At 67.8% G+C, this 14,998-nt stretch carries 10 protein-coding genes; 6 read left to right on the top strand and 4 right to left on the bottom strand.

All coding sequences use genetic code 11. From position 1 onward, the window contains the following. Positions 1-14 precede the first annotated feature (14 nt). Both Mal64_RS14850 and aroC read right to left on the bottom strand, forming a co-directional pair. Complete coding sequence (locus Mal64_RS14850) at positions 15-1,352, bottom strand: hypothetical protein (RefSeq protein ID WP_146401627.1); 1,338 nt, start codon at positions 1,350-1,352, stop codon at positions 15-17. A 60-nt stretch (positions 1,353-1,412) separates the two neighbouring features. Then, positions 1,413-2,552: a chorismate synthase gene (gene aroC, locus Mal64_RS14845; RefSeq protein ID WP_146401625.1), complete on the bottom strand. Its 1,140-nt coding sequence runs from the start codon at positions 2,550-2,552 to the stop codon at positions 1,413-1,415. 181 nt (positions 2,553-2,733) lie between these two features. Here aroC and Mal64_RS14840 point away from each other — a divergent pair, with 181 nt between their 5' ends. After that, positions 2,734-3,126 (top strand): hypothetical protein, encoded by a 393-nt coding sequence (locus Mal64_RS14840; RefSeq protein WP_146401623.1) that lies wholly within the window; start codon positions 2,734-2,736, stop codon positions 3,124-3,126. 195 nt (positions 3,127-3,321) lie between these two features. Here the strand turns inward: Mal64_RS14840 and Mal64_RS14835 are convergent, their stop codons facing one another. Beyond that, positions 3,322-4,245, bottom strand: coding sequence for a phosphoribosylaminoimidazolesuccinocarboxamide synthase (locus tag Mal64_RS14835; protein ID WP_146401621.1), 924 nt, complete (start codon positions 4,243-4,245; stop codon positions 3,322-3,324). 235 nt (positions 4,246-4,480) lie between these two features. Between Mal64_RS14835 and Mal64_RS14830 the strand changes: the two genes are divergently transcribed. Continuing rightward, a complete protein-coding gene (locus tag Mal64_RS14830; protein ID WP_146401619.1) occupies positions 4,481-5,947 on the top strand; it encodes a hypothetical protein in 1,467 nt (488 codons plus the stop codon). A gap of 116 nt (positions 5,948-6,063) precedes the next feature. Here Mal64_RS14830 and alaS read toward each other — a convergent pair whose 3' ends face one another. Further along, on the bottom strand, positions 6,064-8,874 hold the full coding sequence (gene alaS / locus Mal64_RS14825) for an alanine--tRNA ligase (RefSeq protein ID WP_146401617.1): 2,811 nt from the start codon (positions 8,872-8,874) through the stop codon (positions 6,064-6,066). 326 nt (positions 8,875-9,200) lie between these two features. Between alaS and Mal64_RS14820 the strand changes: the two genes are divergently transcribed. From Mal64_RS14820 to recQ, 4 genes are all read left to right on the top strand, one after another. After that, complete coding sequence (locus Mal64_RS14820) at positions 9,201-10,142, top strand: matrixin family metalloprotease (protein ID WP_146401615.1); 942 nt, start codon at positions 9,201-9,203, stop codon at positions 10,140-10,142. After that, a complete protein-coding gene (locus tag Mal64_RS14815; RefSeq protein ID WP_146401613.1) occupies positions 10,112-11,542 on the top strand; it encodes a PhoPQ-activated protein PqaA family protein in 1,431 nt (476 codons plus the stop codon). The genes Mal64_RS14820 and Mal64_RS14815 overlap by 31 nt, the downstream gene beginning before the upstream one ends. Positions 11,543-11,587: 45 nt before the next feature. Further along, positions 11,588-12,460: a GIY-YIG nuclease family protein gene (locus tag Mal64_RS14810; protein WP_146401611.1), complete on the top strand. Its 873-nt coding sequence runs from the start codon at positions 11,588-11,590 to the stop codon at positions 12,458-12,460. Between the two features lie 170 nt (positions 12,461-12,630). Further along, positions 12,631-14,841: a DNA helicase RecQ gene (gene recQ / locus Mal64_RS14805; protein WP_231993775.1), complete on the top strand. Its 2,211-nt coding sequence runs from the start codon at positions 12,631-12,633 to the stop codon at positions 14,839-14,841. Positions 14,842-14,998: the final 157 nt, after the last annotated feature.

Below are 14,998 nucleotides of genomic sequence, written 5' to 3'. Positions count from 1 at the left end.
ATGGGGGAGGGGGGTTAACGCCACAGCCTGCGCTCTTCGCCGCGCTCGCCGAGCGGCAACCGCCGGGCGATCTCGCCCGCGACGGGCGTGGCGGGCAGCATCTCTTGGCTCGGCGGCGACAGGGCGTGTACGACCGACGCCAGCGGCAGCGGCCGCTCGATCGGCTGCGTGATCAGCGCCGCCTCGCCGCGCGACACCAGCGCGTGGGCGATCGCCCCGCTGGCCCCGCGGTCGCCGCAGTGGCCCACGAGCACCAAGCCCATCGCGTCGAGATCGAACTCGAGCGCCACGCGGTCGAACGCCACCCGCGATTCGTCGGGCGTGGCGTCCCATTCGGTCACCAGCGTGCTGGTGGGTTGGCACTTGAGGTGCTGGTAAGCGCCATACACCAGGCCTTTGTCGAGCATGCCGTTGCGGGCGTCGAGGCGTCCCCAGGCTCGCTGCAGTCTTTCGCCGCGCCAAGCGAGTTGATCGAAGTGGAGCGAGGCCGATTGCCAATCGGCGCCGAGCCCGCCCGGCAGCAGCCGCTGGGCCGAAACCTCTCCGAAGCCGCCCGTGAGCTCGCCCCAAGCCTCGCCGTGGGCGCCGCTCGGCAGCGTGGCCTCGAGCTTGCCGTGGAAACGGGCGTCGTGGCCCAGGTTCGCCGCGGCGGGGGCGCAGCCGGCTAGCAGCCGCGCGGGCACGCCGACCGTGCCGGTGACCAGCGTCAGCCGCGTGGCGGGGGGGCTCAGTTGGCGGTTGCGTTCGACCGAGAGATGGAAACCGCCGGCGGCGGTGAGCGACATCCGCAGGCCGGTCGTTTCTGGGGCTGCTAGGGCGACGCTCGAGGAAGTCGACTCGGACGAGGCCAGGGCCGGCGCCGTCGTGGCGTTCTCGCGCAGCTCGAATTGGCAGTGCTCCAGTTCGAGAGCGGGATCGCCGGTCGGCTCGTCGTCGTACACTCGCACGCGCGTCGCCTCGGCGAACAGGCCCACGTCGAGCCGCTCCTCGGTCAGCCGTGCGAGCACCGCGCGGGTCTCGCCCGAGCCGGCCGAGCCGATCGACACGACGCCGGTGGAGAGCCGCCACTCGCCGTTTCGCCGGGTGGCGAGCAGCCGGTCGCAGCGGGCGACCTCGTGGTCGGTCTCGGCCGAGAGGATCGCGACGCCGGTGAGCAGGTAGCTGCCCGGCTCGGGCGTTTCGAGCCGCTCGCACCCGAGCCGCACGCCGAGCCTTGCCGCGAGCCGGTCGAGGGCCACGCCGCGCGTCAGCTGGTGGGCCATCGCCAGGCCCATGATGAGCAGCGTGGGGGTGAGGCAGCCGGCGAAGAAGATTGCGCGGCAGAGTCGGCGTTGGGTCTTCTGACGCAGCATGCGGGCTCGGCGGGGTTGCGGATGGTCCGTCCGGGGGGGACCTCCGACCGCACGAGCTCGCTAGCGTTCGCGAGCCATCTTTAGGAAAAGATCGTAACGCGCACGCATCTCGACGAGGCTGTCCCCCCCAAACTTATCGACCAGAGCGGCCGCGATCTCAAAGGCGACCACGTTTTCCACAATGATGCTAGCTGCGGGAACCGCACACACGTCGCTCCGCTCGTAGCTGGCGGCGTCGGCCTCCTTGGTCTGGAGGTTGACGCTTTCGAGCGGCTTGGCGAGCGTGCTGATCGGCTTTTTGGCCGCCCGCACCACGAGCGGCTGGCCGTTGGTCATGCCCCCCTCGAGCCCGCCGGCGTTATTCGTCGGCCGCACGAAGCCGAGGTTGGCCGTGTCGCGCTGCGACTCGTCGAAGTGGATCGGGTCGTGCACTTGCGAGCCGGGCCGCCGGGCGGCCTCGAACCCGAGACCGATCTCCACGCCCTTGATTGCTTGCACCGCCATCACCGCTTGCGCGATCTTGCCGTCGAGCTTGCTGCTCCACTGGGCGTGGGTGCCGAGGCCGAACGGCAGCCCCTCGACCCGCACCTCAACGACGCCGCCGAGCGTGTCGCCCGCCTTGCCGGTCTTCTTGATCAGGTCCTTGATCGCCGCGTCGCGCTCGGGGTTGAGCGCATAGATCTCGCTCTTGCCGCGCAGCTCGCGGTGCTCGTCGATCGAGCCGGGGACCGGCTCGATCTTCTCGCCGCCGAGCTCGACCACGTAACCGAGGGTCTTGACGCCGAACTCGGCCAGCAGCAGCTTCGCCAGCCCGCCGGCGGCGACACGCACGGCGGTCTCGCGCGCGCTGGAGCGCTCGAGGATCGGGCGGATGCCGCCCAGGTGCTTGATCGAGCCCGTCAGATCGGCGTGGCCGGGCCGCGGCCGGGGCAGCTCGTCGAGGCGTTCGAGCTTGTAGTCTTTGTTGACCACCTCCAGCGCGAGGGGGCTGCCGAGCGACTCGCCGCGCCACACGCCGGTGCGGATCTGCACCGTGTCGGTCTCGATCCGCTGCCGGCCGCCGCGGCCGTAGCCTCCTTGGCGGAGCTTCAGGTCGGCGTCGATCGGGGCGGTGTCGAGCGTGACGCCGGCGGGGAAGCCGTCGACCATCGCCAGGAGCGTTTGGCCGTGCGATTCGCCTGCGGTCCAGTAGCGGAGCATGGGCTTTTGTCGGGGCGGGGTAGCGGAGGGGAAACCCTCATTCTAATTGCCCCAAGCCGCGCCGCCTACGGCGCCTCGGGCGGCCGCAGGCGGACAGATCGTTGGCTAATTAGGATGGGAGTGATGCTTTTCTCACGACTCACAGGAATAGCTGACGACCGATGGCCGTTGGGCGCCCGCCATGCCATGCTATCTCTTCACATTTCACGCGTATGGCACGTGGCTTCCCGACAAGCAGAAGGGCTATGTCGTGCGTCAGGAGGGCGTGCTGAAACGGGATGAGAGGAAGGCCACCCTCTACCGAAATCAGATGAGCCAGAATGCGGCGTCGTTTTCAGGCGATACTCAGCAACTGATTGTCGAGATACTCCAGCACGGCGCTGTAGCGATCGATTCACGTTTGCACTCGGTCGCTACAGACCCGACCCATTGCCACGTGCTGCTGAGTTGGAAAGACGAGTCGAGACCGTGGCTGAAACTGCGAACGAGCCTCAAGAAAGCATTGAGCCTGCGGCAAAAAAAGAGATCAAAATCCAGAAGTGGCTCAGTAGCGGCTCGTCACGCAAACGGGTGAAAGAACGTGAACACTTTGAGTTTTTGACGGAGAAGTATCTTCCGGCGCACCGAGGGTGGAAGTGGGACGAGCGCAGGGGGCTTTATCGGTGAGTCGTCCGACGAGCGTAGGTCGTCGGCTATTGCGCGTTTGCGACGCAACCGAAGCGAGGGGCAAATAGCCGACGACTTACAGTCGTCGGAAAAGCGCCACGCATCACCCCCAACCGAAGCCCGCACCCGTCAGCGCCTCAAACGCCTCAACGTACTTCGCCCTTGTCCGCGCGACAACGTCCGCGGGCAAGGCCGGCGGCTCGCTCGTGCGGTCCCAGTCGCTCGCCAGCAGCCAATCGCGCACGTACTGCTTGTCGAACGACGGCTGCGGGCCGCCCGGCTTGTGGCGGTCGGCGGGCCAGTAGCGGCTGCTGTCGGGCGTGAGCGCCTCGTCGATCAAGATCGGGTCGGTCGATCCTTCAAGCAGCCCGAACTCGAACTTCGTGTCCGCCAGGATCATGCCCTTATCAAGCGCGGCGTCCGCTCCGGTCTGGTAGACCTCGAGGCTGAGCCGGCGCAATTGCTCGGCGAGCCCCGCGCCCAAGTCGTTCGCCATCCGCTCGTACGAGACGTTCTCGTCGTGGTCGCCCAATTCGGCCTTCGTGGCGGGCGTGAAGATCGGCTCCGGCAGGCGGTCGCTCTCGACCAAGCCCGGCGGCAACGCCACGCCGCACACCGCTTGGTCCTTTTGGTACTCCTTCCAGCCCGAACCGGAGAGGTAGCCGCGCACCACGCACTCGAACGGCACGACCGAGGTCTTGCGGCAGAGCATCGTGCGGCCGGCCAGGGCGGCGAGGTCGGCCGACGCCGGCAGCCCCATCCGCTCGACTTCGGTTTCGAGCAAGTGGTGCGCGATCCCCAGGCGGTCCGCCAACAATTGGAACCAGAACACGCTGATCTGGGTGAGCACGCGGCCCTTGTCGGGCACCACGGTGGGCAGCACCCAGTCGAACGCGCTGATGCGGTCGCTGGCGACCAGCAGCACCCGGTCGCCCAGGTCGTAAACTTCACGCACCTTGCCGCGGCGTACGGGGAGGCCGTCGAGGCCGTAATCGGGGGCGTCGGGCAAGTGGGTCGAGCCGTGCATGGCGGGGCGGCCGATTCCTTCGGGAGGGGGATGAAAGTGAGGGAGCGAGTATACCCGCTCGGCTTGTCGGCCGGGGGGGCATGGTTGTTGGCGGCGGGGCGGAGGATTAGATTATCCCTAGGCTTGCAGGGGAGACACGATCGCGGACGATTTCGATCGGGACCGCTCGGACTGGGCTCATCGGTCAGCAAGTCGCCGGGGCGCTCTCAGTGTGGTTCGCGAGGTCGGAGACCTGATGGGTCAGCTGCGATTTGTTGTCAATGATCCGGGCCTGCTCGACAGCGCCCGGCTTGCGCGGGCGTACGTCGCCGGGGGCGACGAGGTGCCGTTCCACAGCCGCGTGTTCATGAGCGGCGATCGGCTCGTGGCCGAGTACTCCGAAGACGGCTCGGGCTGCATCGCGATCCCCTGGCCCATCGGCCCGCCGACCACCGGCGCCGCGCCGCGGGAAGAGTGGCTGCTGTCGTCCGCCACGCTGATGGCCCGCGAGGCGCCTTACCGGCTGGAGGTGGAGCTCGCCCGCGGTGAGATCTACCGGCTGCGCAACCAGCTCGCCCAGTGGGAGATGCTCGGCCTGGCGATCGACGACGGCATGCGTGAGGCGGTGCTGGCCAGCACCAAGCTCTTCGCCCGCGCCGCGACGAGCGAGAACCTCGCCGACGCCTCCCGGTTTGCGGCGGAGGCGCTCGCGTCGATGGCCGAAGCCTCTTGGCGATTGGCCGCCAGTTACACGGACCAGGCGATCGACCTCCGCACGGCGACTCAGCCGCGGCTGCCCACTCTGCTCGGCGTGCAACTCTCAGGCGGGGCGCCGAAGGACGCGCAGCGCGAGCCGCTCCTCGAGGCGGTGAACCTCGCCGTGGTCGACGCCTCGTGGATGCGTGTCGAGGCGAGCGAGGGCGTGCGCGATTGGTCGGCCGTCGACGACGCGGCCTCGTGGGCCCGCAAGAATTCGTTGCGTGTTTGCTGCGGGCCGCTGCTCGAGTTCGACGAGCGCTCGGTGCCCGACTGGGCCTACCTGTGGGAGGGCGACTTCGACACGGTCTCGTCGCTGATGATCGAGCACGTCGCCGCGGTGGTCGAACGCTTCCGCGGCCGCGTGCAACTGTGGAACCTGGCGGGACGCCTCGACCGGCCGCGCACGCTGTCGCTCTCCGACGACCAACGCCTGCAGATCGTCGTTGGCGCGCTGAACGCCCTGAAGCAGCTCGACCCGAAAACGCCGGTGGTGGTCGGCTTCGAGCAGCCGTGGTGCGAGTCGCTGCGCAACCAGCCGACCGGGCTCACCGCGCTGGAGATCGCCGACTCGCTCGAGCGCGCCAATCTGGGGATCGCCGGGTTCCTTGTCGAGCTGAACCTCGGCTCGGGCGCCCGCCACACGGCGTCGCGCAACCCGCTCGCTTACAGCCGGCTGATCGACGCCTGGAACGTGCAGCTCGACCTGCCGCTGATGCTTTCGATCACCACGCCCGCCGAGCCCCATTGGGACGCCGAGCGCCAGTCCGCGTGGGCCCGCCACTGCTTGCCACTACTGATCGCCAAGAACAGCGTGCAGGTGGCGACCTGGGGCGCGTTGGACGATCGCACCGAGAAGAGCCGCGACGGCTCAGAGGCGACCATCGCCGGTTTGTTCGACGAACAAGGCGAGGCGAAGCCGCTGCTCGCGGAGCTCACGGCGCTGCGCAAGCGGTGCTTGTCGTAATTTACCAGGGTTCTGTAGGGAATGCCTTCTGTGGCGTTCCGGCCCCGGGCACACGCCTCGGCGATCGCAACCGGTCCGCAAGGGCCGGGCCGCCACAGAGGCCGGCCCTTGCAGAGCTACGCTCCCAACGCCGCGGTGATCTCCGCCTTCGCCACGTCGAGCGCCTCGGCAAGTTTCTCCGGCTGCTTGCCGCCGGCTTGGGCCATGTCGGGTCGGCCGCCGCCGCCGCCGCCCAGGGCCTTGGCCACCGGGCCGATCCACTTGCCCGCGCTGACGCCGCGCTCTTGCAGGTCCTTCGACACGCCGGCCACGAGCGTCACCTTGTCGTCGCCCTCCTTCGTGGCCAGCAGGATGGCCGAGGGCTGTGTCTTCTGACGGATCGCGTCGATCAGCTGCCGCATGACCGGCGCCGGCGTGGCGGGGGTCTCGGCGATGACGACATGGGCGTCGCCGACCGTGACGGCGTTCTTCAACAGGTCGTCGGCGGAGATCGAGCCGGCGTCGCCCCGTTTCTTGACCTGCGCTTCGAGGGTCTCGACCTCGGCCCGCAGCGCGGTGAGCCGCTCCGGCACGGCCGAGGCCGCCACCGAGAGCCGTTTGGCGACTTCGGCGAGCGCCGCCTTGCGCTCGGGGTAAGTCGTGAGCTCGGCGCCGCTGGGCGCTGCCTTCTCCTTGGCGACCTCGCCGCCCCCCTCGAGCCGCTTCTTCAGCGCCCGTTGGCGGGCGAGCAAGCGGCCCACGGCTTCGAGCACCGCGCCGCTCTTGACGCCGAGCGCCTTGGCCGTGTCGGCGAAGGCCGCCTCGGTCTCGGCGATGTGGGCCTCGGCGCGGGCGCCGGTCAGGGCGGTCATCCGCCGCGTGCCGGCCGACACGCCCTCTTCGTGCAGCAGTTCGAACGCGCCGACCTGGGCCGAGCTCGTCAGGTGGGTGCCGCCGCAGAGCTCCTTGGAAAACTCGCCGATCGAGACCATCCGCACCGGGTCGGGGTACTTCTCGCCGAACAGCATCATCGCGCCTTGCTGGCGGGCGTCGGCCAGCGGGAGCGTTTCCGACTTTACCGTGTCGGCGGCCGCCACCTTGCTGGCGACGTCCGCGACGATCGTCTCGAGCTGTTCCTCGTCGACCGGGCTGAGGTTCGTGAAGTCGAACCGCAGCCAGTCGGCGTCGACCTTCGAGCCTTGCTGCTGGGCGTGGGAGCCGAGCGTCTTCTGCAACGCCCAGTGCAGCAGGTGCGTGGCGGAGTGGGCGCGGCGGATCGCGTCGCGGCGCGCGGCGTCGACCTTGGCGTTCACCTTGTCGCCGACCATCAGTTTGCCGGAAACCAGCACGCCGTGGTGGACGAACAAACCGCCGTCCTTTTGGGTGTCGTCCACGCGGAACTCGAAGCCGGGGCCGACCAGCACGCCGTGGTCGCCCACCTGACCGCCGCTCTCGCCGTAAAACGGCGTGCGGTCGAGCACCACGCGCGCGGGCGTTTCCGCTCCGGAGGCCTCGAGCGTCTCGGCGAGCTGCGCTTCTTCCGCGTCGCCGACGACCACGCCAACGATCTTCGCCTCGGTCTCGGTCTCGTCGTAGCCGGTGAACTCGGTGGTGTGACCCGCCTGCTTGAGCGAATCGATCGGGCCCTTGGCGCCCATCACGGTGTGCACGAGCTTGCCGCTCGCCTCGCCGTGCTCGTCCATCGCGCGTTGGTAGCCGTCCCAGTCGAACGTGAGTGTCTGCTCGGCGGCGAGGCTCTCCAGGAGCTCGGGCGGCACGCCGTAAGTCTGGTACAGGTCGGCCGCCGTGGCGCCTTCGACAACCGTTTTGTTGTCCTTGCGCATGCCGTCGAACACGCGGTCGATACGGCTGAGGCCCGCGTCGATCGTGCCGAAGAAGTTGGCCTCTTCCTTCTTGATGACGCTCGCCACGCGGTCGACCGTTTCCATCAGATCGGGGTAGGGCCCCCGCATCACCTCGGCTACGGTGGGCGCCAGCTGCGAGAGGAACGGCTCGCGGAGGCCGAGCTGGTGGCCGTCGAGCACCGCGCGGCGCAGCAGCCGCTTGACGACGTACTTCTCTTTGTTGGCGCCGGGGTAGACGTTCTCGTGCACCGAGAAGACGCAGGCCCGCACGTGGTCGGTGATCCGCCGCAGCCGCCGGCCGTTCTCGCTGGCGTACTCGTACTTCACGCCGCAAACCTCGGCCGCCGCTTCGACGATCGGCATCAGGTTGTCGATGTGGAAGTTGGTCTCGACGCCCTGCAGCGCCGCGGCGGTGCGCTCCAGGCCCATGCCGGTGTCGATGTTCTTGCTCGGCAGCGGGCGCAGGTTGTCGGGCGGGTCGCCCAAGCGGTTGAACTGCGTGAACACGAGGTTCCAGATCTCCAGCGGCTCGCGCCCCGGGGCCGTGTAGTAGATCTCGCTGCACGGGCCGCACACGCCGTCGGGGCCCTGGCTCGGGGCGCTGGCGGGCCAGAAGTTTTCGTCCTCTTCCTCGAACGAGATCCGCGAGGTCGGCAGGCCGATCTCGTCGCGCCAGATGTCGGCCGCCTCTTGGTCGTCTTTGTAGACCGTGACCGTGAGCGTTTCGGGCGGCAGGCCCAGCCACTTCTTGTCGGTGAGGAACTCCCACGCCCAATGGATCGCGTCGCGCTTGAAGTAGTCGCCGAAGCTGAAGTTGCCCAGCATCTCGAAGAACGTGTGGTGCCGCGGCGTGCGGCCGACGTTGTCGATGTCGCCGGTGCGCATGCACTTCTGGCAGGTGGTCGCCCGGGTGTACTCGAGCTTCACCTTGCCGAGGAAGTGATCCTTGAACTGGTTCATCCCCGCGGGGGTGAACAGCACGCTGGGGTCCCAGGTCGGCACGAGCACGTCGCTCGCCACACGGGTGTGGCCCTTGGACTCGAAGAATTCGAGGTACTTTTCGCGGAGTTCGTCGGTTTTCATGTCGGCCGGAAAGGGCGGCGTGGGGGGAGAGGGGTAGGAGGCGGCCAAGCGAGTGGCTGGCGCGGCCCAACTCGTTGCTCTGACGGAAGATACGATCGTAACGGATATGCGGCGGGTGCGTCAGGTAGGCAATTTGTTGCACGTCTGTCTGGCCGCCGCCATACTTGAATTATCGACCCGCCACAGGCCGCAGGCCAGAGGATCGTTTGTCGCGATTGTCGAACGACAACCGCAACCAGCCACTACCGGCTGGGAAGCTCACGATTGCCGTCCCCACGGCGGCGCCTAGGGTTTTCTCGCTCGTGTTCTTCTCTAGGGGTCGCCAAATGTCGCACGTCGGTCGGTTCTTCCGTTGGTCGGTCGTATTCGCGGCGGTCGCAATGCTTGGCGCCGATCGGGCAGCCGCCTGCCAATGGTGCGCCGCCCTCGGCGGTGACACGGCCGCCCTGTGCGGAGCGTCGGACTCCCCGGACGCCGCCGCCAGCGATGAATTGCCCCCCGGCGCCGCCGCGTACACGCTGCAGGGCGGCCAACTGCCGCAGCCGGGCGGCGACGGCACGCCGGTCCACGTGACCTTTAGTTACAACAACTTCCTCAGCGGCGGACTCAAAGACCCGGCGGGCCTGACCGTGCCCGCTTGGTACATCCGCACCGTCGTGGAGGAGGCGTTCTCGCTGTGGGCGTCGGTCGCGCCGCTGCACTTTACCGAGGTCCCCGACGTCGGCACGCCGGTCTACACCAGCAACAACGCCTCGTACAGCAGTTACTCGGCCAACGATTTCGGCGTGATCCGTCTGAACCACCGCTTCATCAACGGCACCGACGCCCAGAACGGCATGCCGGCCGCGAAGGCCTTGGCCTATTTTCCTTCCAACGGCCCGCACATCGCCGGCGACATCCACTTCGACAACGGCGACCCGTGGGCGATCCACGGCACGCCTAGCGAGCCCGACATCCTGGGGATCCTGACCCACGAAATCGGCCACACGCTCGGCATCGGCCACACGTCGATCGTTGGCACGGTGATGAACCCCGCGGCGCTCCGCCGCAACGGCCCCGGAACGGGCTACCTGCACCCGGACGACATCGCCGCGGTGCGGGCGATCTACGGCGCGGGCGTGGGCAGTGTGACGACACTGGTCTACGTGCCCGAGCCCTCGGCGGCTTTGCTTGTCGGATTGGCGGTGTTGGGGATAATCTCAACTCCTCGCCACCGTCACCCTCGGGTTCGCATCGCATGCCGTTCTTCGCTCGCGTCGTTTTCTTGATCATGTTGCAGGGGCTTTTGACGTCGGGGGCTGCACGAGCCCAGCAACCGTCCGCCGCCGCGGACGGCGAGGCGGCGGCGACGGCCCTCACCCCGCTGGACGATTACACAAGCCGGACCGACCCCAGCACCCAGTGGGAGCTGGAACGCCGCGTTGAGTTGCCGACCCACGCCGAGTTGCACGTACGGCTCACAAGCCAAACGTGGCGCACGGCCGACGAGGTCGACCGGCCGGTGTGGCGTCACGCCTTGGTGATCGCGGTCCCCACGGGCTGCGAGGCCGAAACGGCGCTGCTGTTCGTCACCGGCGGCTCGGAACGCGCGGACGATCCGGGGCCGATGGACGAGCGGCTCCGCGGCATCGCCCTCGCCACGCGCAGCGTCGTGGCCGAGCTGCGCTGCGTGCCGAACCAGCCGCTGCGACTGCTGACGAGTGACCACCCGCAGCGCGAGCGTTACGAGGACGACCTGCTGGCCGGCTCGTGGATCGAGTGCATGGAGACGGGCGACCCCACGTGGCTCGCCCAGCTGCCGATGGCCAAGTCGGCCGTCGAGGCGATGACGGCGGTCCAAGAGTGCCTGGCCCAGCAGCCCCAGGGCGAGGCGCCCGCGATCGAGCGGTTCACCGTTTCGGGCGCTTCGAAACGCGGCTGGACCAGCTGGCTGGCGGCGGCGGTTGACGACCGGGTGGCGGCCGTCGCGCCGATCGTGATCGACGTGCTCAACATCGCCCCCTCGATGGAGCACCACCACGCCAGCTACGGCTTCTGGTCCGAGGCATTGGGCGACTACGAGAGCCACGGCCTCGCCGACCGGCTCGACAGCCCCGATAGCGCGGCGATCCGTGCGATCGTCGACCCTTACGCTTATCGCGATCGCTACACGATGCCGAAGTGCCTGATCAACGCGTCGGGCGACGAGTTCTTCTTGCCCGACTCGTCGCGGTTCTACTTCGACGACCTGCCGGGCGAGAAGCACCTGAGCTACACGCCTAACTGCGGCCACTCGCTCGCAGGGAGCAACGCCCTCGACGCGCTCGTGGCGTTCCACGCCTCGGTCGTCCACGGGCTCCAGCGCCCGACGGTCAGCTGGACCGGCGGCGACGACGCGGCCGAGCACACAGTCACCTGCACGGCCAGGCCGACCGAGGCGGTGTTGTGGCGGGCGGTGAACCCGCGGGCGCGCGACTTCCGCTACCCCGTCGTTGGCGCGGCCTACAAGCCGACTCGGCTCGAACCTGCCGCCGATGGCGCCTACCACGTGAGCGTCACGGCGCCGGAATCGGGCTACTCGGCCACGTTCGTCCGCTTCGCGTTCGACATCGGCGCGGCGAAGCCGTTTCGGGTCTCGACGCCGGTGTGGGTGGCGCCGGACGTCGAGCCGTTCGCGGAACGGGAATGAATCACCACGGAAGACACCGAGAGCACAGAGAGTTATGGTAGGGGCATGAACAATCTTGGCCAAACGATCGAAATCTATCTGCCCGACGGTGAACCGAGAGGCTTGCGTCTCGCTGGTATCACGACACGAATCGTTCAAGCGATGCAAGTGCCGAGGACAAAGCTGGACAGGCTATTCGCCAGGCCCGAAGCCAATCGAGTCGCTCTGTACTTCCTCTTCGGACCTGCTGCCGACGGAATCAAACCCGTCGTCTACATCGGTCAGACAGAAGACCTTACTACACGGCTCAAGAAGCATAACGTCGACAAAGACTATTGGTCGGCAGCGGTCGTGGTTACTTCCAAGTCAGAGAGCTTCACGCAAGTTCATGTCCGATACCTTGAGTGGATGAGCATCGACAAAGCGGCGACGGCAGGTAGGTACTCCCTGAAGAATGGCAACGCGGGGGGCAAGCCTTACATCCCCGAGCCTCTTGAAGCGGACGTGTTTGATGTTTTCGATACGGCTTCAACGTTGCTCGCCACGCTTGGCTTCCCCATTTTTGAAGCGCCTGCCGCCGAGATGCGTGACCCGGCAGAAGTCTTCTACTGCCAGGGGAAGCACGCCGACGGCAAGGGGGCGCCCGTAGATGATGGTTTCGTTCTCTTTAAGGGATCGATTTGCCGACGTGAATCTGTGCCTTCGGCAGCGGCATCGACTACTTCGATGGTTGAAGAGCTCTGTGCAGTGGGTTTGCTGGCGCCACAGAACGAAGATCAGTTGGTACTTACCGAGGACTATGTTTGTAGTTCTCCCAGTGCAGCAGCAAGCATCGTTCTGGCAAGAAGCGCCAATGGCTGGGCTGAATGGAAAGACGCGAGCGGTAGGTCTCTTGACGAGGTCTACCGCAAGCCCGACGCCCAGAGCGTTGCCACCTAGCAATCTCCGTGCACTCCGTGCCCTCTGTGGTGAATCGACTTGAACGATTCTCTGGCTCCTGATCGGACTTATCCCGGCGCCCGTCGCACGCCCCCCCGCGGGTGTGTTATCCTCAGGGCCTGTGACTGGCCACCCGTTCAGCAACCCGCCTTGCCCACGCCGTGTCTTCTGTGGCGAATCCCCCGACCGACCCCCACACCGCCGCCCTGCTAGGCGCCATGCGCCAGTACTGGGGCTACGACGAGTTCCGGCCGCTGCAGCGCGAGGCGATGACCTCCGTGATGGAGGGGCGTGACTCGGTGGTAGTGCTGCCCACGGGCGGCGGCAAGAGCCTTTGCTATCAGGTGCCGGCGATCGCCATGGGGGGCATGGCGGTGGTCGTCTCGCCGCTCATCTCGCTGATGAAGGACCAGGTCGACGCCTTGCGCAACTGCGGTGTGGCGGCCGACTTTGTGAACAGCTCGCTCTCGGCCGAAGAACGCCGCGAGGTGAGCGACCGCGTGCAATCGGGCGAGACCAAGCTGCTCTACGCCGCGCCCGAGCGGTTGCTGATGACCGGCACGCTCAAGTTCTTGCAGCAGCAGAACGTGTCGTTCGTCGCGATCGACGAGGCGCACTGCATCAGCTCCTGGGGCCACGACTTCCGGCCCGAGTACCGTGGCATGCGGGTGCTCAAGGACGCCTTCCCCCACGCCGCCGTGCACGCCTACACGGCCACGGCCAGCGAGGCGGTGCGGGACGACATCGCCAAGCAGCTCGGTCTGTCGGACCCCAGCATGTTGGTCGGCTCGTTCGATCGGCCGAACCTGGCGTACCGGGTCCGCTCGGCTCAGCAGCGGCTGCAGCAGATCGCGGCGATGGTCGAGCGGCACAAGGGCGAGCCGGGCATCGTCTACTGCATCAGCCGCAAGGAAGTCGAAAAAACCGCCGCCGCGCTGGTCGAGCTCGGCTGCCGTGCGGCGCCGTACCACGCCGGCCTGTCGCCCGACCAGCGCAAGAAGAACCAAGACGACTTTATCAACGACCGCCTCGAGGTGGTCGTCGCCACCGTGGCGTTCGGCATGGGGATCGACAAGCCGAACGTGCGGTTCGTGGTCCACGCCGGCATGCCCAAGAGCGTGGAGCATTACCAACAAGAGAGCGGCCGCGCGGGACGCGACAGCCTCGAGGCCGACTGCCTGCTGCTCTACAGCCGCAGCGACGCGGTCACCTGGCGGCGGATGATCGAGAACCCAAGCGAGGGGGGCGACGCCGACTCGATCGCCGCCGGCCTGCGGGCGCTGGAGGGGATCAGCCGCTACTGCGCGGGCGTGACTTGCCGGCACCGGATGCTCGTGGAGCACTTCGGACAGGCGTTTGAGAACGACAACTGCGGCGCCTGCGACGTTTGCTTGGGCGAGCTCGACCTGGTCGACGACCCGGTCGTGCTCTCGCAGAAGATTTTGTCGTGCGTCGCCCGGCTCGACCAGCGTTACGGCGCCGACTACGTCTGCAAGGTGCTGTGCGGCTCGACCGAGCAGCGCATCGTGCAGTCGGGACACGACTCGCTGAGCACCCACGGCCTGCTGGCCGACGAGCGGGCGGCCAACGTGCGCGACTGGGTCGAGCAGCTCGTCGCCCAGGCGTACTTGATCAAGGCGGGCGAGTACGGCGTGCTGCAGCTGACCGACTCGGGCCTGCGGCTGCTCAAGGGCGACGGCGACCCGAAGCTGCTCAAGGCGGCCGCCAAGGCGGCGCCGTCGCGTCGCGAGAGCCGCAGCTCGGCGGAGAGTTGGGAGGGGGTCGACCGCCCGCTGTTCGAGCGGCTCAGGGCGCTGCGCTCCAAGCTGGCGGGCGAGCTTTCCGTGCCGGCCTACATCGTGTTCGGCGACGCGTCGCTCCGCGACCTGGCCCGCCGCCGTCCCACGACACTCGAGGCGTTCCGCCAGGCGCAGGGCGTGGGCGAGAAGAAGCTGAGCGATTACGGCGAGGCGTTCATCGCCGAGATCTCGGCCCATTGCAGCGAGACGGGCGCCGCGTCGGATGTGGAGGTCGAGGCCCCCGCGCCCGTGGTCGCGACGCCCGAAAAGTCGATGCCCGGGGCGTCGTCGCTGGCGGCCTTCCCGTTCTTCCGCGACGGGCTCTCGGTTGACGAGGCGGCCGAAAAGATGGGGCGGGCCGTGTCGACTGTGCAGAAGTACTTGAGCGACTATCTCAAGCACGAGCAGATCACCGACCCCACGCCGTGGGTCCCGCGGGCCACGGCCCTCAGGATCGAGGAGGCCCTCGAGGCGTGCGGCCCGGGCCGCCTGAGGCCCGTGTTCGAGCACCTCGGCGAGGAGGTCTCGTACGAGGAAATCCGTGTCGTGGCGACCTGCGTGGCGAACCGCCAGCAAGCGTAGGCGAGCCGTAAGCGTCAGCGCCCGGAGCGGCTGGCACGCCTCAGACGCCATTCTCGCTCTGGGCGTCTTGCCAGCATCGCCCTCGCGACCGACAATCCGGGATTCTCCCGCCCCGCCGTGCCACCGCCAGAGGAGTCTGCAAAGCCATGGCCCCGAC

The sequence above is a fragment of the Pseudobythopirellula maris genome, assembly GCF_007859945.1.
In the GTDB taxonomy this organism is placed as follows: Bacteria; Planctomycetota; Planctomycetia; order Pirellulales; family Lacipirellulaceae; genus Pseudobythopirellula; species Pseudobythopirellula maris.
This window is presented reverse-complemented; position numbering and strand designations above follow the sequence as displayed.